Source organism: Pseudobacter sp. (assembly GCF_051955275.1).
In the GTDB taxonomy this organism is placed as follows: domain Bacteria; phylum Bacteroidota; class Bacteroidia; order Chitinophagales; family Chitinophagaceae; genus Pseudobacter.
Map to the genome: position 1 here is coordinate 59,181 of NZ_JBQCGW010000219.1, position 24,575 is coordinate 83,755.

A 24,575-nucleotide genomic window follows, 5' to 3' on the forward strand; every position below is an offset into this window, starting at 1 on the left:
TTAAAACTAACTACTCATGTATAAGATATGGTTGGTACTGGCATTATATATTGTATGGGTTCCGGTATCTGCGCAGGACAAGGCGGAACTGGTAATACCGGAAGGACACCGGATGGGGCAAATCCTTGATATCCTCTTTAACCATGAAAATGTTATTACTATCGGTTATAAGCAACTGATGTTCTGGAAGCGGAGATCAGGAGCTTTGGTTAAAAAGATAGAGGGTATTGAAACATCGAGCGCCCCTTACATATCCGAAATCTATAATAAATCCTGCAACCGGATAGTGGTGATCTGCAACAATAGCAAAAATGTAAAAATCATCAACCTGGAAAATGGCAGAACGATATCCGAAATCAATGACAGCTCAGGAACCTTCGAGGAGGCTATCCTGAGCGCGGATGGAAAGTTGTTTGCCACCGCATTCAAAATGCCTTCAGCAAGTGTTACCAATGCAAATTACAGGATCAGCATCTGGGATGCAGAAACAGGGAAATTATTGCAGGAACCAGGCCTACTCCCAAGTCTGAGCTATCAGGGAAAAAGGATTCAGTTCAGTAACAATTGCAGGAAATTACTCATGTTCAACCATGCCTCTGTAAGGATTTGGGATATTACAAGTGGCAGGCAAAGCAGGGAACTAAAAACGAACCTGAATGGAAAAATCACAAGCGCCATGTTCAATTCCCAGGATAACAAAATATTGTCTAAGGTTGGCATTTCAAATATAGCCATCTGGGATGTTAATACAGGCGACATTCTCCATGAAATAAAAGTACCGGAACTCGTTTCTGAAAAGCCCGGAGTGATTGCAGTTGCCATATTCGATGCAGCATTCACCCCGGATGGTAAAAAAGCGATTATATATTACCGTGATACAGTCAGAATATGGAACCTGGAAGCAGGTAGACCTGCAGGTATAGTTCATGGAAATCCATTTATGCATGGGGCCGTCACCGTCAGCAATGATGGTAAAAGGGTGATTACAGCCTGCAAAGACAGTACAGCCAGGATCTGGGACCTGGAAACAACTAAAGAGATTTACAACCTGCCAATCAGTTCAGGAGCAAAAAATGAGAAATATGCCAGCTACAGCGCCGATGGAAAAACGATCCTGACAAGTTCCAGGGAAACAGGAAAATGGACCGTTTGGGATGCCGCTACGGGTTCAAAGATCAGCCAGCAGCAGGGAGGCATGTCCGGAATTGACTTTGTCAAATACAGCGGGGATGGCAATGACCTGGCTACGGCATTTAATTACAATGATGCTCCTCAGGTCAGGAATAAAAACAATTACGCGTTGAAGTATGAATTGAAAGGCAGTGCCAACTCTCCCACCAGCCTGCAGGTAAACGCCCCCGGAAAGAACATTGCTATCGGATACAATAACGGCAGAGTATTGGTACATAATATGGAAACCGGATTGCAGGAACTTAATATCCAGGCACATTCCAATAGCATTGCAAAGCTCTTGTACAGTCCTTCAGGTAAACAAATAATTACCACCTCTTCTGATGGAACGGCAAAATTGTGGGAAGCGAAAACCGGCACCCTGTTGAAAACCTTCATTCATGGAAAAAAAACCGGTTCTTATGTAAATGCTGTATTCAGCCCTGATAGCAAAAAAATACTGACCTTCCGATACGATGACAGCGTGGCAAAAATCTGGGATATAAGAAATGACACCTCAATATGCACTATTAATGGGTTCAAAAAAAGCTCTACAGGCGCCAGCTTCAATGCAAACGGCAAAAGGTTATTGACAACATCTATTAGCGAAATCCAATTATGGAATACAGCTACAGGAAAATTAATATCGAGCACCTGGGGACCATCTGCTTTTTTTTCAAACAATGGAAATGTTTTAATCTCTGCAGATTTCAAGAAGATCAATTTTTACAATACGGAAAATGGTCAAAAGATCCGGGAATTGAAACTTGACATCTACTATAATTTTCATAAGTCGGAACTTACACCAGATGGTGAAAATATCCTGGCCCTCAAAGAAGAGGCGCCAGTATTACTAAACCTCGAGACCGGTAAAGAAACTGTTTGCTTTTTCGAAGATCAGTCTGTATGGGACATGGGCCTGAGCCCCAACGGAAACTATCTGCAAAACAGTTCCTATCATAATTTCAATCTGCAGGATGCCAGAACCGGCAAGCTGTTATTGTCAGTCCCTCAAAATAATGTAAACCATGGTGCCACTGCATTCAGCAAAGACAGTAAAACGCTCATCATCCTCAGTGATTATGCCGTAAACTTCTGGGACGTGGAAAAGAAAGAGTTTCTTTACAGCTTCTACTCTATCGATTCCACCGATTACCTCTGCGTAGATAAGGACAGCAGATATGACGGTACCAACAATGCCATCAAACTGCTCAATTTTAATTGTAATATGGAACTGATCGGATTAGACCAGGTGAAAGAACCCCTCTGGGAACCCAACCTGGTCAACAAGATCGTCACCGGCGAAGAGATGGAAGCAAAGAAGCTTTCTGATGTGGATATATGCGGATACACTCCTCTGGTTTCCACTGCAGAAAACGAAAAAGAGTACATTTATACCGTTACCCCGCGTAAAGGCGGACTCGGCGAAAGCATTGTTTATGTAAACAATATCGCCATCAGCAGTTACGACAATTCCCAACTGACCAGGACCGGCAATACACAACAGTTGCGCGTGAACAAGGACTCCCTGAAACAATTCTTCAGAGACGATATCAGCAACAATGTTTCAATCAAAGCCTTCACTTCCGACAATGAGATCTTTGCCCGCGGCGACGAATTCTTCTTTCATGATCCCGTAAAACGGCGCGGCCCGGTGAATATGTATGCCATCATCATTGGCGTCAGTGATTACAAAGGAACAGAACTAGATCTTCGCTATCCTGCCAAAGACGCGAACGACCTCTCCAATGCACTTGGCATTGCAGCCCGGAAATTATTGAACGGCGACGGAAAGGAACATGTTTTCATCTATAACCTCAATACCAGCAACACACGCACTCAATACCCCGACAAACAGAGCATTCGTCAGGTGTTTGAAATGGTGGGCAACAGAGCCACTGCCAACGATATCGTTTTTGTTTTTGCCGGAGGCCACGGCGTGCTGTACAACCCGAAATACGGACCCGTACCGTCAAGAAAACAATTCTATTTTCTGACAGCAGATGCCTCTAAAAACTCAGATTACTCTCAAACCGGCATCAGCATGACCGAGCTGGGCGAATGGATGAAGCCGCACAATATCAGGGCGCAAAAACGCATCCTTATCTTCGACGCGTGCAACAGTGGCCAGGCCATTGATGACCTCATGGCAGGTGTTCGCGCCAAAGGAGATGAAACCGGTCGCATCAAAGCACTGGAGCGCCTGAATGAAAGATCAGGCATGTTCATTCTCTCCGCTGCTGCCAGCGATCAGAACGCTTATGAAATGGGACTCTACTCACAGGGCGTTCTCACCTATGCCTTACTGAAAGTGATCAGGGAACAACCCGCTATCCTGGAAGACGGCAGGTTCCTGAACGTAGACAAATGGTTTACAGCCGCAGAAAAAAAGGTGATCGATATCATCAGCAAAACCCGCGTACGGCAACAGCCTCAAAAATTCACCACCGGTGGATTCAATATCGGGATCGTGGACAATGAAGTGATCAGCAGGATCGTACTGGCAAAAGAAAAACCATTGTTCAGCAGTAGCATCTTCCTGCACGGCTCTGTCAAACACGACGATATAAAACTCACTAAAGAAGTAAACAGGGCGCTAAGCCTGTTACAGACGGATCTCAATTCAGTAGCATTCATTCCGGAAACAGAATCTCCTGATGCTTACACACTCACCGGCGCTTATGAGATCAATGGCCCTGCCATTAACATGACGGTGAATGTAACACTGAACTCAACTATCAGATACAGTTTCCCTGTCAAAGGCACCAGGAATGATATTCCGGCCCTTGCCATGGAAATTGCACGCAAGGCAGGCGCCTGGGCAGGAAAGAAATAATGTTTGGGCCTCCATCAGGAAGCCCTTTTAATTTTTCTTTTTTTCTGAAGACTCTGATCCCGGTGAAATATTGATGGGAAATCCCCCCCTGTCCTATTCACTTCGCAGGCTCTTAACGGGGTTGGCCAGCGCGGCCCTGATGGATTGAAAACTGACAGTAACGATGGCTATCACAAAGGCCGTAATGCCCGCGATGGCAAAGACCTGCCAGCCGATACCGGTACGATAGGCAAATTGCTCCAGCCATTTATTCATTACATACCAGCTTATGGGAATAGCCATCACTACCCCGATGCCTACCAGGCGGATGAAATCCCCGGCCAGGATGCGGATGATATTTGGCACGGTAGCCCCCAGTACCTTCCGTACACCGATCTCACGCGTACGCACCTGCGCAGTGTACGCCACCAATCCGAGTAATCCCAGGCATGAGATCAGGATAGCGATCATGGAAAAGATATTGTACAGAGACCCGGTCCTGATCTCTGACTTGTACAGGCTCTTGTAGGAGTCATCCAGGAAATTATAACTGAAATCAAATCCGGTATTGTATTGTTTCCATACAGCTTCTGCTGCAGCCAGGGCTTTCGGCGCATCCTGGCCGGTTGTCTTTATATATAATTGTCCGAAGTGATTGGGTTTTCTGTATTGAAAAATGGCAGGCTTTATGGATTGCCGGAGGCTCTGAAAATGAAAATCCTTTACCACACCAATTACGGTACCCATGGTATTCCACAGCTTGAACTTAGCGCCGATGGGGTTTTCCAGCCTTGCGGCTTTAACAGCTGTTTCATTCAGGATGAAATGCATACTGTCTGCAACAGCTCCACTGAAATTTTTTCCGGCGACCAGCTTCATACCAAAAAACGGAATGAAATCCTGGTTCACTGACATGGGACTGATCATCATCGTCTCGCCGGGCATCTTTCCTTCCCAGTAATTATCGCCGGTCTGCTCCCAGTTATTAGTAATAGCCTCACTTGACCAGATTACACCAGTGATACCAGGCTGCTTCATCAAAGAAGCCCTGATTGCATCCAGATGGCCGGACATATTGATCAGGCTCATGGAGAACACATGTTCTTTATTGAATCCCATTTCTTTTGAACGCATATACGATAATTGATCACCCACTATGATGGTACCTGTGATCAGTATCATGGAGAAACTGAACTGCACTACCACCAGGGCCTTACGGAAAACAGCATCACTTACCCTGGCAGTTATCTTTCCCCGCAATGCTTTCAAAGGATCAAAGGACGACAACAATAAAGCCGGGTAAATGCCGGACAGCAACAATGTTCCCGCGATGGTGATCCCGATAACAGTCCATACCTGCGGATCCAGGAAGTTCACCACCAGTTGTTTTCCTGATACCTGGTTGAAATAGGGTGTGAGCAAGCTCACCAGCATCAGTGCAATGATAGTGGCACCCAGAAAAAGCAAGGCTGTTTCTGCTACAAACTGCATGAACAATTGCCAGCGGGCTGCTCCCACGATCTTTCGAAGGCTTACCTCCCTGGCCCGCAGCATTGCCCGGGCTGTGCTGAGATTAACATAGTTCACACAGGCTATCACCAGTATCAGCACGGCTATCACCATAAAAAGCTGCACCGTTCCAATGCCGCCTTCAGCACCGTCTGACCGGTAGAGACGCACTTTTTCCAGCGGATGAAGAATGTAATCGGCATCAGTATCTTCAGGCTTCACCCCCAGATGGATATTTTTCAGTTTTGCGGGTAATGATTCAATGGAAGCGCCCGGACTGAGCAGGAGCCAGGTAGAGAAATCGAAGTTACTGAAATCGTTTTCCATATTCCTTCCGTTCTCACGGTTCATCTGCGACAACAAAGTCATCGGGAAAAAGATATTACCTTCTATATTGGTATTGGCAGGGAGATCATTTATGACTGCGGAAACGGTGAATGGTTCTTTATCGTCAGCCATTATCACTTTCCCGATGGGATTCTCTTTATCAAAATACTTCTTCGCGATGGATTCCGTCACCACAATGGAATGCGCATCAGGAAAAGGATTGGCTGCATTTCCTTTGATGATCTTAAAATCAAAGACAGAAAAAAGAGAAGGGTCTGTATAGAAATTTTTCTGCTCATGAAACAGCCGCTCCTTGTACCGGAAAAGCCTGTAGTAACTATTGTAACTGGTGCGCACCACCGCTTCCACGGCAGGGATACGATCCATGGCCATGATGCCGATCGGCGCTACCGTGTTTGTCCAGAGCTGGCGGCTGCTCCCCGTGCCCACCATATTCTCCACCTTATAAATATTCCGGCTGTTCTTATGGAATTTATCGAAACTGAATTCATCCTGTACCCAGAGTAAAATGAGAATTCCCACAGCAAGCCCCATGGCCAGGCCGCCAATATTGAGGAGGGTATAGAACCTGTTCTTGAGGAGGTTCCGCCAGGCAGTTTTAAAATAATTCCTGAGCATAACAGATGAATTAAGGTTTGCAGGAATAGACCAAAAAGGAGACCGGTTTCTATTTTACTAAAAATCAATCTACTGCAAAATTTCCATTCTTTATACTGTCCGCTATCGATACACCCGGCTGTGCGGTTTGTGCACAAAAATGCCGCCCCGTTTCCGGGGCGGCGGCTCATGTATGATTGAACTGCAAAGCAACTTATTTCTTATCCAGCTTCTGGATAGCGGTGATGGTACCACCTTCAACATTCAGCCCTTTCACGGCAGTGGCAGTAGTGGCGTCGATCTTATAAACAGCGCTCTTGCTGTCAACTGTAGTGATACCGATATAACCAGTCTTATTGTCTTTAGGTACATAGTTGGTAGTGGTTACGGCTGTGATATCAGCAGGGTCAGGTGTTCCCGTTACCCATTTGAAGGTTTTTGCAACCACGTCAACAACAGCAAAACGGTGTCCGACACCATATGGATCTTTTACATTGCTCATGGAGAGAATGAAGAGATTATTTCCTACATACAGTTTATTGGTGAGGTACCAGCCACCTGAAGCAGCAGCGATATCAAACAGGTAAGTCTGATCGAATTCTGTTACACCTGCTTTCAGACGTACGATAGCAGAAGGTTTGGTAGATGAGAAGGAAGCCCCGTTTTTGGCAACACTGGAACTGAACGCATATACATCACCATTCTCCATTACTTCCAGGCCATCAGTGAAATACCTGCCGATATAGCTGGTACGGTTGTCCTTGATCACCTTATCCAGCGTCATGGAAGGATAGGAATAAACAGCAATCCAGGCACTGTCAGGATATGCAGTTCCGAAGCCATCGCCACAGCATCCCTTGATGCTCATATAGGGCGCATAGATCTTATTGCCTACCTGCTTGAGCCAGGTAAAATGGGCACGCTCTCCGTTGTTGGCCATGGCCACAATATCGGACTGACCCTCTCCAACGATCTCCAGCTTTTCTGTACTCACCCGGTACCAGAGTGCACTGTTGCCTCCGGTCTGGCTGCGTGGGATCTTCATCATCAGGATATCATTATCGGCAGGAGCAAAAGCCTGCACTGTTTCACTCTGAAAATTGGTGACTTTATTCAACTTTCCTTCTCCGCTGAGGGTATAGGCAGTTACGGCGCCGGGGTTACCCTGTCCGTAAAGCATGCTGAAGAATAAACCTTTGTGCGTTACATAATAACGGTAGGTACCATCCTGCTCAACTCCATTGCGTGCCGTAGTGATTGAACCTTCATCCAGGTTGTCTGCAGTGAGCAGGTAATCTGCCACACCTGTGCTGGCAACAGGGCTTACTGCTACTATGAATTTGCTGTTTGCCCCGGGATCTTCTGAGTTGTTATTATCTTTCTTATCACAGGAATTGAATAGGATAGCTGCAAAGGAAAGAGCAGCAATATACCTGTTGTACATTCTCATTATTTTCTGTTTATGTGTTGGTGAATAGTTTACCTGGCGTAGAAATACCTGAACTTGATATTGAAGGCCCTGCCTGGTTTCTGCAGACTGAAATTGTCGTACAGCTGAGCATCATTGATATTGCGGCATTCCAGGGCCAGATTGTACCTGCCGCTCTTCATGGAATAAACGATATTGGCATCATGTGCCAGTTGCGCAGGCACGTCGTACTTGCCATCACGGGTGCCGCGGCTGGGCCAGTAGAGATAGAATGCATGCACATAGAGAAGATTATACCCAATAGTGAGCTGATCTTCTTTACTGATCACATTCCTGAAGAAAACGGAAACATCCGCATTACCGAACATGAAGGGCAGATTCGGCATCCTGTCTTTATACACCGGGCTCACACCTGTGTACCCTTGTTCAAACTCCTGCTGGTTGCGGATATTCTGGTAGGTGAAGTTGACGCCGGCCGTAAGCAGGTTCTTATAAGAATAACGAAGCTCTGCCTCTCCTCCCAGGTTAGATACACCATCCCTGTTATCGGCAACCAGCATGCTCTGGTTATTATTGAGCCTGTAATAAATAAAATCTGTAGAGTAACGGTAAATAGCCGATCCGGACAGCAGGAAGCGATGTTGTTCATGGAGCTTGAAACCATAACTCAAGCCGAGGTTGAGGTTATCGCTGGTTTCAGGTTTCAGACTGAAATTACTTTCCTGGTTGATCAGGTCTCCGAACATTTCTTCATTCTCCGGAAGGCGGTTGCTTTTTTCATAAGAAAACTTCAACTGAAATCCGGGCCTTACAAAATAGCTACCGGCAATACCATAGCCGAAGTTATTGACCGTATTTTTTTGACCGCGATAACCTGCATCACCATTGGGTTGGGTAAAGGAAGTGGTAGTCCTTGCTTCCTGGGATAAATATTTTCCGAATATGGTGGCGCTCCATTTATCTGCGATCTCATATTTGTAACCAACACCAAGGATATTCTTATTTGTCTTTTTGGGCTGATCAAATCTGGCCTCGTTGGGATAGAGTTCATCGCTGCCCTTTCTGTTGAATGTGGTGTACACATTGTTAAGTGCCAACGAGTGTCTTTCCGTGATCTGATAATTGAAGGTGGCGGTAGCCAGACCGATATTATTACTGTATCTGTACATGGTGCGGGAGCGCTCTGAGCCCACACCCTCATACTTTTTGTAGGTCCCGAACCAGTCGTACCTCCTGAAGGCTGTATCTATATTCTGTTCCTTGCCAAAATTGTAATTGGCATTGATCGTCACTTCCAGTCCTTTTACAAAAAGATCCCTCTTCTGGTAACGCAGTGTGGGCATTACCATATTACCTTTTCTGTGCCAGGCGCCGAATACAGACACCATTCTCGCTCCGGTCTGAATCTCCTTATAATTCTGTCCGAGGTTGATACCTACCAGCAGTTTGTCTGCCCATGGCTTACCAACAAAACCGATATTAGTGATGATGGTCTCATTATGGTATTTATCATGGAACCTTCTCACGGTAGTGTTCGGATAATACTTGCCGGTATTTATATCGGCTACATCAAGCGTGACTTTATAATTATTATCCGAGTAATTCTGAAAAGCATTCACCTGCACCGTGAATCCCTTCTTTGAGGTGAAAGCTGCATTGATATTGCTGCGATGTGTATTGAAAGAACCGTATGCATATGATACATCTACATAGTTCCTGTACTTACCGCCGGTAACGATGTTCACGGCGCCGCCGAGGGCATCGGAGCCCAGCCATACGGGCACTACACCTTTATATACCTCTACCCTTTCGGCGAAGTTGATGGGAATATTATTGATCTGGAAGGAGGAACCGAAATTGTCCATCGGGATACCATCCAGGAAGAAACGCACCTGGTTACCGGAGAAACCATTGAGCGCGAAATTGAAGCTGGAACCCAGCCCACCGGTTTCCCTTACCCGAACTCCCGAAACCCGGTCGAGAGCATGTGCCAGGTCGAGGGTGGAATTGTAGAATTTTTTAGCGTCGATAGCGGTCACATTGTATGCCTGGCGGTTGACCAGTTGTGTGGCCGAGCGGCCCATCACCGTTACTTTCTCAAGAGCTTTGGCTTTGGTAGAATCCTGGTCCTGCGAAAAAGCAGGGATTGCTATCAGACAAAAGGATGACTGAAGCAAAATTTTTCTAAATTGCATTGCTTAATAAATTGAACAGATTTAAAAAGCTCCACCTCTGGTGGATGAGCCGTACAGTTGGCGCTGTGCGGCTCGCTTTTTTTGTATTATTCCGTAACTACGGCCTGGGGCTTGATGGTTGTTGGCGCAACCGCTGGCTTGGCCACAGGCTTCTTTGAATTTTTCGTTTTCTTCTTTCTTTTTCCCCACCAGACCAGGAAGCCTGTTACCGGCAGACTGGCCCCGATCAATGCAGCAAAAAATGCCATGATCTTTCCCGGTAATCCCAGGATAGAGCCCACGTGGATATCGTAGTTCATCCGGCGGATCTTTGCTCCTACCGGGGCCTCTTCAAAGGAAGAAGAATACAGCGGGTTTGCATTGAGCTCCTTTCCCGTGTGCTGATCAAAGGAGAAACTCCTGTTATTGTAATATTTCCCTGCAGTAGGATAAATGGTGATACTGATGGCGGAACTGGCTTTGGAAGGATCGGCAAATGAGTAATAAAATCCTTCAGCGTCCGGATGATCGCCGGATACTTTTTTCCAGCATTGGTCCATGGCCTGTGCAGCAGTAGAAAAATACTTTCCAACCTTCAGCGAGTCCGATTTCACCCGCTTGAACTCAGGCAGGGTTTGACCTCCGGATGTTGCCCAATACAAACCATTGCTCCACCATTTGATGCCATACACCATGCCGGTCATGGCAATGGCCAGCAGGAAGAGCAGTGAATAAAAACCGAATACATTATGCAGATCGTAGTTCACCCGTTTGAAACTGGCTTTCCATTTTACTTTGAAACTCTGATCCCGTGTTGCTTTCGTCCATTTTCTGGGCCACCACAAAACCATGCCGGTGATCAGCAGCACCACAAAGATGAGGGTGCCGTAATTCACAATAGGTCTTCCGATCTCATAAGGCAACCAGAGAAAGCGATGTCCATTCAATATAAAGCGGAAGAAATCCGTTTCACCTGTTTTTTTATCTGTTTTGCTGATGAGATTGCCGGAATAGGGATCCACCCTGAGTACAGTATTGCCTCTTCTTCCTTCGCCCAGTGCGAGGTAGATAGCGCGTCCCTGCTGATACGTAGCGTAATTGGGTTTCCTGCCGGGGGCAACAGAATCTGCCAGCCGGATCAGTGCGGAAGGAGTGATAACAGGAGCATCCTGTTTTGTGATCTTAGTCTCAGGTTCAAGGAGGCCGGTGATCTCGTCGTTGAAGACCCAGATACAGGCGGTGAGGCAAACTACCAGCATGATTAATCCGGTAACAAGTCCTAACCAGAGATGCAGCCAGGCGGCTACGCGATAGAAAAGGCTCCGGTTATTTTTTCTGGCCTTACCTGGAGTTTTGGCTTTGATCATATTGAACAGATTTGTGTATCAAGAACTGCAATTGGCGTTGCGCGACCGTAGTCCGTTTTTGACGATGCAAAAGTATTCAATGATGACACTGCCAGATTGCGAGATGCGAAACAAACCGTTACGAGATCAGAAAAAGGAGAATATGAAAGCAACCTTTTTTATTAGACGTTGCAGAGGCATGACAAAAAATTTATGATTTATAAGTATTGCTTCGCCAAAAGAAGTGACTTAAAACCTGATTCACTGTTTATTTTTTTTATCTTGTTCGTATGGAAGAATATAAAGACATATCATACCGCTTCTGCTTCACTATTTTTTCAAAAGAAGTATACGAGGTAGCTGACATCACGGAAACACTTGGCCTTACACCAACCAGCACCTGGATCAAAGATCCAGCCCAGTCAAAGCCATTGTACCGGGATTACTCCTTCTGGAAGTATCAGTCAGAAGAGCTTTTCGATCCCATTTTAGAAGACGTATTCATCAACTACTTTTCGCCGCTGGAATCCAGACTGGAACTGATCTCCACGCTACTTGCAAAAGACAATCTCACGTGCAAGATCTTCATCCTTGTAAAAATACATTCCGGGAATTCCATGCCTGGCATTCATGTAGACTGGACATTAGCTGCAAAACTGGCCGCCATTAAATGCAACCTGGATTTCGATATATATGATTTCAGATAAAAAAGCCTTTGGCTTTTACACCAAAGGCTTTCGGTTTATTTTCTGAGCGCCTGTTTATATTTCTTCAATCGCTCTTCCTCCAGTTGCAGATACCAGGCAGGCGGTGGTTCATCTTTATCTTTCTTTATCCACTTCAGCCATTTCTGTTGCAGCGCTATCGCTTTGGCAGTTTCGCCCGCATTGAAATATGCTGCTGCCAGAGATGACATATTATATGGGTTTGCTGATTTTACCGACGTGTAATAATTGATGCATGCCTGATAGAATTGTAATGGCAATCCTTCTTCGCCTGACAGCGCAGCATACACGGCCTCTTTGCTGGCGGAATCTGCCAACAGACCAAGTTCCTTAGCGGCCCGCAGGGTATCCGTATATGCCAGTGATTTGAAATATAACGGCGCCAGGTATTCGCTCTTTCCGTGGCGTGTATCCGGGAACCTGGCAAAAGAATCGATCACTGCCTTATAATTCTTTGCAGCCATCAATTCATTCATGGCCGTAAGCATGGCCATCACCGGCTTGCTTTCCTCCATCCGTTTTTTCTCTTCGATCCTGTTCTCTTTATAAGTAATGGCAAATGCCCTGGCATCCCATGCTCCGGCAATGATGGACTCCAGGGGTTTATCCATCGCTTTGGGATGACCGATCCAGGCTATAATTCCTTCCTGATCGATGATCATGGTTGCAGGAATACTGCTGAGCCCGGCCGCACGCATCCAGTTCTTCGCCATAAAAGATCCGGCTTCATCCATGCACACGGAATAGCCCATCTTCGTGGTATTGGCTTTAACGAATTGCTCTACCTTTTCCACAACTCCGGAATCCATTTTCGCATTTTCAAAAACATTCACGCCAATGAAAGTGGCCTGAGCTGCATACCGCTTTGCCAGCTTTGTAATATGCGGCATAGCGCCGATGCAGGGGCCGCACCAGGTGGCCCAGAACTCCAGTACATACACATGTCCTTTCTCAAATTTCTCTACAGGCTTACCTTTCAGCCAGTGCGCTTTCAGTACGGGAGCGGCATCACCGATCCCCAATTCTTCAGCCCTGGAACAAATGCTGGTGATCAGGCACACCAGCAGTAACAATACATTCTTCATCAGTTTCATTTTATTATTTCGCATACCCCGGATTTTGATCTCCGATAGCAGGGTTCTGTAAGAACTCTTCAGAAGGGATGGGCAGGATATATTGATCAATGGTAAGGAGCGATGGTTTCAATTGTTTAATGGTTGCGGCAGGAAAGCGCAGCAATGCCAGGTAGTCGGCCCCATCTTCCCCAACGAGATTGCGGGAAGTCTCCAGGTAATTCTGGAGCAGCAGTGCATCAGTTGATATAGCATTATCGATAGCAGTGAAATCAGTTATGCCAGCCTTCGACATCACGGTCTTGATCAGGTCTCTGGCTTCATTGGCATTACCACCGGAGCGGAGCATGGCTTCCGCCTGCAACAGGTATACTTCAGAAAGACGGAAAGCATAAGATGTTTCCGATGTAACAGTAGAGCTTGCGCCGTAAGGAATGTACTTGCAGAAATAATAGGTATCAGGACTGTATTCGATAAAATCCGTAAGCCTGTCAACCATCCATAAGCCTCGCGGATCGTTCGTCAGCAGGTCTTTCAGTTCCTGCCTTGCTACCCATATAGAACTGACGCCGGGATAATATTGAACACTGGTATTGAATTGGGACAGCTCCTGTCCGGGTTGCGGCTTCACGCCCAGGATCACTTCCTTACTGCTGAGTCCTTTGGAATAGAAAATATCTTTCAGGTTATTTTCCAGCTGGTAATTCCCCGAACCAATGATGGTATTGGCCAGGCTGATCACTTCTGTATGATCCCCCTGCTGCCCGCGCATCATCAGCACACGCATCTTCAGCGCCATGGCAGCATATTTCGTTGCATAGATATTGTTGTTCACTGCCGGAGCGCTGGCAGCGGCTGCTTCCAGGTCCTGCAGAATGAACTCAAAACTGCTTTTCACATCGTTTCTCTTTTTGGAGATATTACTGATGGCAGAAAGTTCATCGCGGATGAGGAGGCCATAACTGCTGTTGATATCGAACCACTGTGTAAAGAAACTGAGCAATCTCCAGTGACCATATGCGCGCAGGAACCTGGCTTCTCCAAGGATCTCTTTCTTTCTCTCACCAGCAAAAGAGGCGTCGGACAAGGCATTCACGCCCCTGATCACACCGTTTGCCGCATTGATCACTTTATAAGCTTCATCCCAGATGGCCTGCGCAAAACCGCTGTTGAGATGGTTATTCTCTTCGTCCCTCATAGGCCCTAAACCATAGCCGAGGTAGCCGGAATACATACTGCCGGGCAAATGGTGTTCCCGCCAGCTGATCTGGTTAGTAGAGGCATCTACATTCGCGAAGCGATAATACACACCATTCAATGCTATCTGTGCTGATTTCTGGTCCGTGATGGCCGTGGCATCCACTTTTACAAATTGCGGCGGCTTGCTGAGTTCCTTATCACAGGCATGGAGCGCAGTGCAACCCGCCGCGATGATGATATATTGTATGAATCGGTTCATGACTTGTTTCATTTGTTTTTTTTTAAAATCCAATCCTCACGCCGGCGCTGTACTGACGCATGGTTGGGTAAGCTGCTGCATCCGAATAACCGTTGATCAGGCTGGTAGGATCATTGCTGGTTTCGGGATCTGGGCCGGGATATCCCGTAACGATCAGCAGGTTATTGCCGGAAACATACAATGATGCCGTACGTAACTTCAGCTTGTTGAGCCATTGCTGTGGCAGGTTGTAATTGAGCGTGGTTGACTTCAGCTTGATATAACTGGCATCATGCACAGCATTGCTGGCAGCCGTGATATTGAGGGTCTGTGATTCTCCCAATACCAGTCTGGGCCTGTCGGATGTTGGATTCTCAGCAGTGTAGTGATTCAGGATACGGGGACTTCTGTTAGACCTGTCGCCCAGCCCAAGGTTCTTCATGTCCGGCAGGTAGAGCAGTTCGCCACCATAGGAATAGGTCAGGAGAACGATGAGACTGAAATTCTTATAGCTGATCATATTGGTGATCCCACCGAAGAACTTTGGTTCGGCCCTGCCGATCACTTCACGTGCAGGGAACCCTGCGGCCTGCGATTCCATGGAAAACATTTTATACCTGGCGTCTCCGATACCCAGGTTGGGCAGAAAGCCGATCAACGCCATGGTATTCTCGTTATAATACTCATCTACTTCTGCCTGCGTACGCAGTACTCCCAGGTATCTGTAACCGAAGATCAGCCCCACCGGCTCGCCTTCCCTGATGATGGTATTCCCGAACGTGAAGGCATTCACGGTGGGATCATCAGAGGTAGTTACCGTCTTGGGGTCCTGCAGATCGCGGTTCAAGCGCAACACCTTCGACCTGTTGGCCGTCAGGTTCATAGCCAGGTTCCAGCTGAAGTTGCGGTTGCGAATGATATCGCCACGGAGGTCTATTTCCAGACCACGGTTCCGGATATCTGCGAAATTCACGAGTGCAGAAGTAAAACCGGAACTGGTGGCCACATTCAAAGCCATCAGCAGGTCCTCTGATTTCTTTTCGTAGTAACCGAAAGAACCACGGAGCCTGTTTTTGAATAGCGAGAAATCTATGCCGGCATCCTTTTGCAAAGTGGATTCCCATTTGATCTGGTCATTACCCAGCTGGGTAGGGATGGATGCATTGGCACCGCCATAGCTGGCTGGTGTGTAAATGGTATAGAAGAGATGATCGCCGATATTTTGTGTACCAGTATAACCTGCGCTGGCCCTTACTTTCAGTTCATCCACCCAACTGACATTTTTCATGAATCCTTCTTCATTGATCCTCCAGGCCACACCTGCGGAAGGGAAATACCCTACCCTGTTTGTCCTGGGGAATTTGGAACTGGCATCGGAACGGCCGGTAACGGTAAACAGGTATTTCTCTTTCCATGCATAATTGGCGCGGAGATAAAAGCTTAGCAACGAATTCTGCGTGGCCGCCTGTTTGGGTGGCAGGGGCAGATTAGCGGATGACAATCCGTTCAGGTAATCATCATCAGGAAAGCCCTGTCCGGATGCAGAGAAAGTGCTGCTCTTCGATTTCTGCCAGCTGGTCCCGCCCAGCACATTGATGCGGTTATTCTCATTGAACTGTTTATCCCAGGTGAGGGTGTTTTCAAAGAAAAGATCCGTCTGCTCTGTCTGCCCCTGTGTGGCAACACCACCATGTGAGCTGGAAGCTGTGGACGCGATATTGATAGTACCGGGAATATAATTTTCCTGGTGGTAATTATTATAGTTCACAGACACGGTGCTTCTGAACTTCAGCTCTTTCATGATATCGTATTCCAAAGCGCCGGAGCCCAGGATCATGGCTGTTTTAGCGTTGTTCTTCCCTTTCAGCAGCAATAAGGGGTTCTGAATACCGGAGGCGGCATTGGAACCAAAACTGCTGGGAACAAATACTCTTGGTGTACCATCTGCATTGTAAGGGTTTTCCGTGGGAGGTGCATACAGCGCAGAGGCGTAAATACCATTGGTAACATTATTGGTAGTGAAACCATAATCAAGATTGGTGATCACACGCAGGCGGTCTGTGATCTCGTTATCCAAATTGATCTTTCCGGAAATGCGTGAAAAATCAGTTCCTTTCAATACTCCCGTTTGCTTGCTGTAAGCCAGTGATGCATAATAGCGGGAACCGGTGCCGCCGCCACGGAGACTGAGGTCTGCGTTGTTGGTGATGCCTGTGCGCGTAACAGCATCGATCCAGTCAGTATTGGAGGTACCGAAATAATTGGGATTATTGAGAATATTGTTGGCGAGAGCCGTAGGTTGCTGCCCCCTTGCGGCCCTGATAGCATTCAGGTTGGTGGCGCCTTCTTTCAGCATAGCCTTGTACTGATCGGCATTCATTACTTTCTCCGTTCTGGCCGTGCTCATGGCGGTGTAGTAATTGGCTTCCAGTACAGGTTTTTCATTCTTCTTTCCTTTTTTGGTAGTGATGATCACCACACCGTTGGCGGCCCTGGATCCGTAGATGGCAGTGGCAGAGGCATCCTTCAGGATATCGATGCTTTCAATATCATTGATATTGAGGCCAGCGAGGGTGTTCAACCCTCTCGTATATGCGGAACCGATAGTAGTGCCTGAGTAAGCATCGGAGCCCAGTCTTTCTACCGGATTGGCCACATCGGCGGCGGCCTGGATATACCGGTTCTGGATCTGCACCTGTACGCCATCGATGATGTAGAGGGGATCATTGCCACCGATCAGTGAAGCGCCGCCACGGATGCGGATCCTGGCCATGCCGCCGGGAGATCCGTCGGCCTGCATCACCTGCACGCCGGTGGCTTTACCGGCCAGGGCCTGGTCGATACTCACATAAGGTGCATTCCTGACTTCATCCACATTTACGGAGGAGACGGAGCCGGTAAGGTCTTTTCTTCTGGCGCTGCCATAACCGATCACAACGGTTTCACTGAGCGCCTGTACGGATTTTTTGAGAACGATATTGACAGAAGCAGTGCCTTTTATTTTGTGTTCCTGCGGTTCAAAGCCCACGGAGCTGAAAACAAGGACGGAGCCTTCGGGCGCATCGATGGAAAATTTTCCCTGCTCATCGCTGGTAACAGTTTTCTTCTGGCCTTTGATGGAAATGGTAACGCCGGGAAGCGGCTCTCCCTCGGCGCCACGCACGGTGCCGGTAATGGGAGGAGGCACGGGAGCGATCACCAAAGCCGGATCACGCGGAGTTGGCAGCTCTTTGCGGAAGAGAAATATGGTTTTGTCCTGGATCTCGAAGTTCAGCGGCTGGTTCCTGAACAGAGCATCCAGTAAGTCTTTCAGGGGCATATCCTTTGCTGTAAGGGAAACAGGACTGGTATTGGCGAGTATCTTTTCATTATAAAAAAACACATAACCGGTTTGTTTCTCGATCTGGCTGAATACAGATTTAAGGGGAAGGTTTTCGCTGCTCAGCGAAACCTTTTGTCCGATCGTATTGCCGTGAACATGCAACAAACCAACAGTCAGTAAAAGCACAGTTAATCTCATGATCCTCCAAATTTTGGTAAGGGGTCCCTGGCGGCCGGCCCTTGCCGGCTGCCAATAGCAGTTTTTTTGCATAAATTGCAAATGATTTGGTTGTGAATAAATTGGTTTACACAGATCGTTTCTGATCAACTGAATCTCTGCCGTCGCGGTTGCCTCCGCGGCGGTTTCTTTTTTGTCAGCGGCAGGCCCGTTGCCTCAGGCCCGCCACCAACATAGTGTACGGATTGTATTTATGGCTTTACAATTAGTTTTCTTCCTTCGAGACGGAAACGGACTTCTGATTTCTCAAGTCCGCTCAACACGCCTTTCAATGACACACCTCTGGTGATCTTTCCTTCGAACTTCATATCAGGCACCTTGCCTTCGTACTCCACTTCAATATCATACCAGCGTTCCAGCTGTCGCATCACTTCATGCAGGCCTGCGCCATTGAAGTTGAAGAGCCCGTTTTTCCAGGCGATAGTTTTATCGGTATCCACTTCATTCAATACTTCCTGATGCTGACCGGTGGATAAAGACTGCTGGCCAGGCTTCAATATTGTCCACTTCGGCTGGGGAGCAGTTGTGTTCAATACTTTCACACTTCCTTCCAATAAAGTGGTAGCGATCCGCTGCTCATTTTCATAAGCATTCACATTGAATGCTGTACCGAGTACCTCCACCTCTATTCTGTTATTGACCTTTACATGGAACGGCCTTCCCATATCTTTTTTTACACTGAAATACGCTTCGCCTGTGAGTTCCACTATCCTCTGGTCCTTAGCAAACGCTACCGGGTAGCGGATGGAACTGGCAGCATTGAGCCACACGTCAGAGCCATCCGGCAGGGTAATCCGGTACTGTCTTCCCCTTGGAACGATCATGGTATTGAAAGCAGTTTCATCACCTGAGATACCGGAAGCATTATAACGAATACTTCCATCCTGCAATACTACGGTTGTGCGTTGCTGTTGGGCCACTACGCCATTCTGCATGCTGTCAAGCACGATGGTTGACCCATCGGCCAGTTGCAGGATAGCGCCGCTTGAGCCCGCGTTGATATCCTTTACAGCTATCGCCCGACCCTCTTCGGGCTTTTGGTTTTTGCGTTGCAACCAGAAAACTATCGAGCCTGCTACCAGTACAAAAATGGCGGCCCAGCTCAGTTTCCGGAGAAAGCCTCCTCCCCGGACCGGCTTCAACGCTGCTTTGTCTGCAGCAAGGATCCCGTTGGCTACCTGCTGCCATTTCAACACATCGAAAGGTTCTTCCTGCTCTCCGGCAGACAGACGCTCATGCAGCGCAGCTGCCAGCGTTCCCGACTGATCTGATTGCAGCAATTCAGCCATTTCATGATAATCAGCGGGAACGGCACTGCCGTCTGCAATCCTGCCGATCAATATTTGCATCCTGGTATCAAGCATATAAGATAAGATTAGTGAACCCGGAACAGAGCAGACCCCCGGTTTTTGCATTTGGTACTACTCCGGGTAAAAAAAATGCAGAAAAAAGATAAGGACCATACCCATAGGATAGCCGGAGCCCTCGATATAGGCCCGGATGGTTTGAAGGGCTTTGCCCAATGCATTCTTTACGGTATGAACGGAAATGCCCAGCTGATCTGCGATCTCCTGCATATTCAGCTCGCTGTTGCGACTGAGCAGATAGATCCTGCGTTGCTGCGGAGGCAGCTGGTCAATGGCTTTGGCCAGCAGATCTTTGAGCGCCTGAAAGGCAAGCTGTTCTTCGGTTTCAAAGCTGGCCGCCTGCAAATCTGTTTCTACAGTCACCGGTCTGGCGGCATTCTTTTCCTGTTTGCCAAGCCAGGTAAAAGCACGGTTATAAGCTATCCGCAGGACCCATGAGCGGGGAGATTCGATAGCAGGAAGTTTATCGCGGTACACCCAGATGCGGAGGAACACTTCCTGGAGGATATCGTCCACCATGGCAGGGTCTTTTACCAGTTTTTTGACAGAAGGTTGTAAGAAGGGAATATATATGGAGAATAGTTTTCTGAAAGCCTCTTCGTTTCCTTCGGCGATGAGGGACAGCAGTTCTTTTTCGGTATCGTGCGGGCCGGATGACATGATCAGGACCACAATAGTAAATTAAATAATTAAGATGGAGGCAGGTGAATGGAATTTTGGTATGCTCCAAACAACATTAGTCATTGATTTACCAAAGCTTTTAAAGATAAGGGCCTTGGAATGTTGCGGATACTCAAATTGGTCTGTTACACATGGTCATTGTCACTCAAAAGCTGCTGTTCAAATGCGACGAATCAATTAAATTCTTGTTACTTTAAGGCAAGTATTTTAAATTGACGGACGTTTGCTCAACTGTAGTAACTTTGCGTATGTTTTATAGACGTAAGATAATTTTGTCCTTGCTTGAGCTTTTTAATGACGAATTAGAAAAAATCCGCTTACAGAAGCTCCTGTTCCTTTTCTCGCAGAAGCAGGAAAAGGCCGATTATGATTTCATCCCTTATAAATTTGGTTGTTACTCTCACTCTGCAAATGCAGATTTGACTACTATGGTTACAAAAGGGTTATTGGGAGAAACAAACGTGAGCTTTCAAAAAACTGATAAAACAAGTTATTTAAAGTCGCTGAAAGGTGATGATTTGGCCAAGCTTAAAAGCATCAAAACTCTTTATGGAGCCATGGATAGCAACGCCTTAATGAAGCATACATATCGGAACTTCCCATATTGGGCCATAAATAGTATTAAAGCCGAATCTATCTTGAACGACCAGGAATTTGCTAACGTTCAAAAACAACGTCCAGTTAATGATAGCACTGTTTTATTTACCATTGGCTATGAAGGCGGAAGTTTAGAAAACTACCTGAATCGCTTGGTAAAAAATGACGTGAAATTACTCGTTGATGTTCGCAACAATCCACTTAGCATGAAATTTGGCTTTAGTAAGAACTTGCTTAAACGATATTGTGAAAGTCTGGAAATAGGATACATGCACTTTCCTGAAGTTGGCATTATCTCTGATAAACGACAAGCGTTAAACACGCAGGCTGACTATGATAAATTATTTGCAGATTATCGGGCTAATAATTTAACTCAAACAATCGATACACAAAAGAACATATTATATTTTTTAACCAAGTATAAAAGAATTGCTTTAACTTGCTTTGAAGCCGATCATTGTCAATGCCACAGAAGTCATTTAGCAAATTCAATTAGCAAATTACCGGGCTTTGGTTATGAGGTGAAACATATATAACCTTTCCCATGCCAAGAAAAAAAGTTCTTATAACTGTTACAACTTATCCTTTACCTTCTCGCAGTCACGATGAATTGGTGTGCACCGCCGGAATGCTTGAAACTGGAGAAATGATAAGGATTTATCCAGTTCCATTTAGTTTTCTAGGCGGCCTTAGAGAAAAAGGACATGTAAGTTCCTTCAAGTACACCTGGATCGAGATCGATCTCAAAAAAAGAACGGATGACTTCAGACCTGAAAGTCACTCACCGGTAAACTACGACTTCCGCGACTTAAAAATCCTGGATAGCCTAGACACACAAAATAATTGGGCGGCCAGAAAACTTGCCTGCCTTCAAAATGTGTACGTCAATATGGAGAAGTTAATTGAGGATTCTAAGGCTCCCGATAATGTTTCCTTAGCCGTGTTCAAGCCAGCAAGTATCATTAAATTAGAATGGGAGGAAACTGATCGGGAATGGAAAGACGAGTGGAAAGACCTTCGGAAACAAGGCGACCTATTTAACCAGGATAAAGATCCAGAAATTCTAATGCCCAAACTTCCCTACAAATTCAGCTATGTTTTCACTGACGAAACCGGAAAGCAGCGGAAGTTAATGATCGAAGATTGGGAAATTGGTGCACTTTACTGGAATTGCCTAAGGGCGGCCAATGGCAATGAAGAAATAGCGCTTCAGAAGGTCAAAGGAAAATATGAAAATGAGTTTAAGAATAAGGATGTTCATTTTTTTATGGGCACAACTAAAGAATGGCATATGCGCCGGGCGAAAAATCCATTTGTAATTATTGGAGTTTTTTACCCTAAAAAAGAAGCTCAACGATCATTATTCTAAATCTCCTGGATGAGACATTAAACGCGCTCCAAGTCATCTATTTCGCGAACGAAAGCAGCTAATCAATTTAGAAACAAAAGGGGTGATTGCAAGGTCACCCCTTTTACTTTTACCTGCCCCCAAACGCAGGAACCAGGAGCAGAAAATAAACGGGATTATCCTGCTCCCAGTCTCCCTGCCAGGGCACGGATTATTCATTCGTGGCTTTACAACATATTCAATATGCCCTCATTCTCCAGGATGATCATTCCCTGACGATCCTCCGTTATCCCCTGCTGCAATTTGTAGGTATACGTAGGAACAGTCCCCTTCATCACAGTAGGCAGGAATACGAACCGGATGCTGTCGTCGTTGCGCATCAATTCTTCTCCCACCTCGATGATATGGGTGGAAATGATGAAGTATGATTTGCGGAATGAAGCGAAAGCCGCTGTCACAGCCAGTGTGGCGTCATAGGCATCTTTCACGTTCGTTCCTTTGAACAGCTCATCGAAGATCACGAAGAGCTTTTTTTCTGAGGCCACTTCGGACGCCACGGTTTTCACCCGCAGCACTTCCGCATAGAAATGACTATACCCTTTATTGAGATCATCCGGCACATTCACGGAGGAATACAACCCATCCAATACCGTGAAGCGCATGGAGGAACAGGCGAGCGGAAATCCCATATGCGCCAGGTACACCGCAATGCCTGCCGATTTCATCAGCGTTGATTTACCGGCCATATTAGCCCCTGTCAGGAATAATGTTTTGCCTGCGGTATCAAAGCGGAGATGATTGGGAACTGCCTGTTTCAGTGATGGGTGCCTCAGATCCTGAACATCAAGAACAGCCAGCTCCCCCTGTTCCGCAGTGGCAAAACTGAACGCGCGCACACGCGCCACTTCTGCCACCGTGATCATCACATCCAGCTCATACGTAAGCTCCAGCAACTGATGCAATTGTTCACGCAGTGTCTGCCCTAACAAATGATGCAGTTTTGAAACCTGCATCAGGCTCAGATCGTCCTTTACATCAGGCATATCGTTCAGTGCGGTATGCCTGGTGATGATGCGCAGCGTATCTGCCCATGCTTTCCAGGGTGCTTTTTCATTCCCGGGCAATTTCTCCAACTCCGTTAAAAGTTTCTTTGACTGCTGCAGGAATTCAATACAATGCTGTACACCTGCTTCTATGCGGCCATAGCTATCATCCTTTACCAGTGTAGCCATCACTCTCTTGCGCATGCTGGTCCAGAGATTGCTCACATAAGAGCCGCCACGGGCCTCGTCGAGGTAGGCTTCCATTTTTTCCACCAGATCACCGCTGACGGGCAGGGAAACATTATTGTCAAAATAATACCGGAATGATTGACTCCTTGCATTGATGGATGCAGCATTGGTCATTGGATTCCGGAACATCATATCCAGCAATTTCTCCCCTCCTCTCGTTTTCACTTTGTTGAAGATGCTGAAAACGGAATTGGGATTGAATTTGCCCAGCAGGGCCAGGTCTTCCAGTGTTTGATTGTCTGCTATGAAGTTCATGATGCCACCTCCGCTTTTTTCTTTGTGAGAATATCCAGGATCCCTTCGTTGCGGATGATCACCATCCCATGTCTGTCTGAAGTAATGCCCGACGCCAGCTTGTGCGTATATACGGGCCTGTTACCTTCCATCAGGGTAGGCAGGTAAATGAAATTGATATTATCGCATTTCTCGCGCAGCACAGCACCTGCTTCAATGATATGCGTGCTCACAACAAACATGCAATTCTTTCTCCTGGCAATGCCGGATGTAATGGCCACCGTGGCCTCATACGCATCCTTTACGTTGGTGCCGCGAAACAGCTCATCGAAGATCACGAAGAGATATTTGTCTTTACTCAGTTCAGCCGCCACGGATTTGATGCGCAGCACTTCCGCATAGAAATGGCTGGCGCCCTGCGCCAGGTTATCCGGAAGATTGATGGTGGTGAAGATACCGTCGCGTACGGAAAACTCCATGCGCGAAGCGGGCACGGGGAATCCCATATGTGCCAGGAACATGGCCACTCCCAGTGATTTCATGAAAGTGGACTTCCCGGCCATATTGGCGCCCGTGAGGAAGATGATATTACTCTGTGGTGTAATGGAAAGGGTGTTCACCACCGGGTTCTGAAGTGCCGGATGATAGAAATCCTCCAGCACTACCATTTGCTCTTCTTTCTTTTTTGCCACAGGGAACGCAAACTTCTTCTCTACCGCCACACGCGCAACAGAAATGTAAACATCCAGCTGGTAAATATGCGCCAGCAGTTTCTGCAGGTTGTTACGCTGTTTGAAACGGAGCAGCTTATCAAAATCTGCCAGTTTATTGAAGGGCAGTTTCTGTGGGGCGGATTCCTGTAATGCAGGTTGC

15 protein-coding genes are annotated in these 24,575 nt (G+C 46.8%); 4 read left to right on the forward strand and 11 right to left on the reverse strand.

Translation table 11 applies throughout. The annotated features are described in order from the left end of the window. Positions 1–16 precede the first annotated feature (16 nt). Positions 17–4,006: a caspase family protein gene (locus ACTHMC_RS19135; RefSeq protein ID WP_440415512.1), complete on the forward strand. Its 3,990-nt coding sequence runs from the start codon at positions 17–19 to the stop codon at positions 4,004–4,006. A 93-nt stretch (positions 4,007–4,099) separates the two neighbouring features. Here the strand turns inward: ACTHMC_RS19135 and ACTHMC_RS19140 are convergent, their stop codons facing one another. The 4 genes from ACTHMC_RS19140 to ACTHMC_RS19155 all read right to left on the reverse strand — a co-directional run bounded on the left by ACTHMC_RS19140 (position 4,100) and on the right by ACTHMC_RS19155 (position 11,409). Further along, positions 4,100–6,460 (reverse strand): ABC transporter permease, encoded by a 2,361-nt coding sequence (locus tag ACTHMC_RS19140; protein WP_440415514.1) that lies wholly within the window; start codon positions 6,458–6,460, stop codon positions 4,100–4,102. 193 nt (positions 6,461–6,653) lie between these two features. Beyond that, positions 6,654–7,889 carry a DUF4374 domain-containing protein gene (locus ACTHMC_RS19145; RefSeq protein ID WP_440415515.1) on the reverse strand — a complete coding sequence of 412 codons (1,236 nt, stop codon included), beginning with the start codon at positions 7,887–7,889 and terminating at the stop codon, positions 6,654–6,656. A gap of 29 nt (positions 7,890–7,918) precedes the next feature. Beyond that, positions 7,919–10,063 (reverse strand): TonB-dependent receptor domain-containing protein, encoded by a 2,145-nt coding sequence (locus tag ACTHMC_RS19150; protein ID WP_440415517.1) that lies wholly within the window; start codon positions 10,061–10,063, stop codon positions 7,919–7,921. Between the two features lie 86 nt (positions 10,064–10,149). After that, entirely contained in the window at positions 10,150–11,409 is a 1,260-nt protein-coding gene (locus ACTHMC_RS19155; RefSeq protein ID WP_440415518.1) for a PepSY-associated TM helix domain-containing protein, read from the reverse strand. A gap of 269 nt (positions 11,410–11,678) precedes the next feature. Here ACTHMC_RS19155 and ACTHMC_RS19160 point away from each other — a divergent pair, with 269 nt between their 5' ends. Beyond that, positions 11,679–12,095 (forward strand): DUF4279 domain-containing protein, encoded by a 417-nt coding sequence (locus ACTHMC_RS19160; RefSeq protein ID WP_440415520.1) that lies wholly within the window; start codon positions 11,679–11,681, stop codon positions 12,093–12,095. A gap of 35 nt (positions 12,096–12,130) precedes the next feature. Here ACTHMC_RS19160 and ACTHMC_RS19165 read toward each other — a convergent pair whose 3' ends face one another. The 5 genes from ACTHMC_RS19165 to ACTHMC_RS19185 all read right to left on the reverse strand — a co-directional run bounded on the left by ACTHMC_RS19165 (position 12,131) and on the right by ACTHMC_RS19185 (position 20,222). Further along, positions 12,131–13,222, reverse strand: coding sequence for a TlpA disulfide reductase family protein (locus ACTHMC_RS19165; RefSeq protein ID WP_440415522.1), 1,092 nt, complete (start codon positions 13,220–13,222; stop codon positions 12,131–12,133). Beyond that, entirely contained in the window at positions 13,212–14,645 is a 1,434-nt protein-coding gene (locus ACTHMC_RS19170) for a RagB/SusD family nutrient uptake outer membrane protein (protein ID WP_440415524.1), read from the reverse strand. The genes ACTHMC_RS19165 and ACTHMC_RS19170 overlap by 11 nt, the downstream gene beginning before the upstream one ends. Before the next feature lie 22 nt (positions 14,646–14,667). Further along, positions 14,668–18,144, reverse strand: a complete 3,477-nt coding sequence (locus ACTHMC_RS19175; RefSeq protein WP_440415526.1) for a TonB-dependent receptor — start codon at positions 18,142–18,144, stop codon at positions 14,668–14,670. A gap of 230 nt (positions 18,145–18,374) precedes the next feature. Continuing rightward, positions 18,375–19,547 carry a FecR family protein gene (locus ACTHMC_RS19180; RefSeq protein ID WP_440415527.1) on the reverse strand — a complete coding sequence of 391 codons (1,173 nt, stop codon included), beginning with the start codon at positions 19,545–19,547 and terminating at the stop codon, positions 18,375–18,377. A 57-nt stretch (positions 19,548–19,604) separates the two neighbouring features. Continuing rightward, positions 19,605–20,222, reverse strand: coding sequence for an RNA polymerase sigma factor (locus ACTHMC_RS19185; RefSeq protein ID WP_440415529.1), 618 nt, complete (start codon positions 20,220–20,222; stop codon positions 19,605–19,607). Between the two features lie 287 nt (positions 20,223–20,509). Here ACTHMC_RS19185 and ACTHMC_RS19190 point away from each other — a divergent pair, with 287 nt between their 5' ends. Both ACTHMC_RS19190 and ACTHMC_RS19195 read left to right on the forward strand, forming a co-directional pair. Next, a complete protein-coding gene (locus ACTHMC_RS19190; protein ID WP_440415530.1) occupies positions 20,510–21,364 on the forward strand; it encodes a DUF488 domain-containing protein in 855 nt (284 codons plus the stop codon). 8 nt (positions 21,365–21,372) lie between these two features. Continuing rightward, on the forward strand, positions 21,373–22,197 hold the full coding sequence (locus ACTHMC_RS19195; RefSeq protein ID WP_440415531.1) for a hypothetical protein: 825 nt from the start codon (positions 21,373–21,375) through the stop codon (positions 22,195–22,197). Positions 22,198–22,403: 206 nt separating this feature from the next. Here ACTHMC_RS19195 and ACTHMC_RS19200 read toward each other — a convergent pair whose 3' ends face one another. Next, complete coding sequence (locus tag ACTHMC_RS19200) at positions 22,404–23,723, reverse strand: MutS-related protein (protein WP_440415533.1); 1,320 nt, start codon at positions 23,721–23,723, stop codon at positions 22,404–22,406. Next, on the reverse strand, positions 23,720–24,575 hold an 856-nt coding region (locus ACTHMC_RS19205), incomplete at its 5' end, for a MutS-related protein (RefSeq protein ID WP_440415535.1). The genes ACTHMC_RS19200 and ACTHMC_RS19205, both read right to left, overlap by 4 nt.

What these genes read in the sequence shown, in the direction of transcription:
- ACTHMC_RS19195 (WP_440415531.1), top strand. Translation starts at nt 21,373, where the DNA reads ATGCCAAGAAAAAAAGTTCTTATAACTGTTACAACTTATCCTTTACCT.
- ACTHMC_RS19160 (WP_440415520.1), top strand. Translation starts at nt 11,679, where the DNA reads ATGGAAGAATATAAAGACATATCATACCGCTTCTGCTTCACTATTTTT.
- ACTHMC_RS19180 (WP_440415527.1), bottom strand. Translation starts at nt 19,547, where the DNA reads ATGCTTGATACCAGGATGCAAATATTGATCGGCAGGATTGCAGACGGC.
- ACTHMC_RS19140 (WP_440415514.1), bottom strand. Translation starts at nt 6,460, where the DNA reads ATGCTCAGGAATTATTTTAAAACTGCCTGGCGGAACCTCCTCAAGAAC.
- ACTHMC_RS19200 (WP_440415533.1), bottom strand. Translation starts at nt 23,723, where the DNA reads ATGAACTTCATAGCAGACAATCAAACACTGGAAGACCTGGCCCTGCTG.
- ACTHMC_RS19155 (WP_440415518.1), bottom strand. Translation starts at nt 11,409, where the DNA reads ATGATCAAAGCCAAAACTCCAGGTAAGGCCAGAAAAAATAACCGGAGC.
- ACTHMC_RS19145 (WP_440415515.1), bottom strand. Translation starts at nt 7,889, where the DNA reads ATGAGAATGTACAACAGGTATATTGCTGCTCTTTCCTTTGCAGCTATC.
- ACTHMC_RS19150 (WP_440415517.1), bottom strand. Translation starts at nt 10,063, where the DNA reads ATGCAATTTAGAAAAATTTTGCTTCAGTCATCCTTTTGTCTGATAGCA.
- ACTHMC_RS19165 (WP_440415522.1), bottom strand. Translation starts at nt 13,222, where the DNA reads ATGCGAAATAATAAAATGAAACTGATGAAGAATGTATTGTTACTGCTG.
- ACTHMC_RS19175 (WP_440415526.1), bottom strand. Translation starts at nt 18,144, where the DNA reads ATGAGATTAACTGTGCTTTTACTGACTGTTGGTTTGTTGCATGTTCAC.
- ACTHMC_RS19170 (WP_440415524.1), bottom strand. Translation starts at nt 14,645, where the DNA reads ATGAACCGATTCATACAATATATCATCATCGCGGCGGGTTGCACTGCG.
- ACTHMC_RS19135 (WP_440415512.1), top strand. Translation starts at nt 17, where the DNA reads ATGTATAAGATATGGTTGGTACTGGCATTATATATTGTATGGGTTCCG.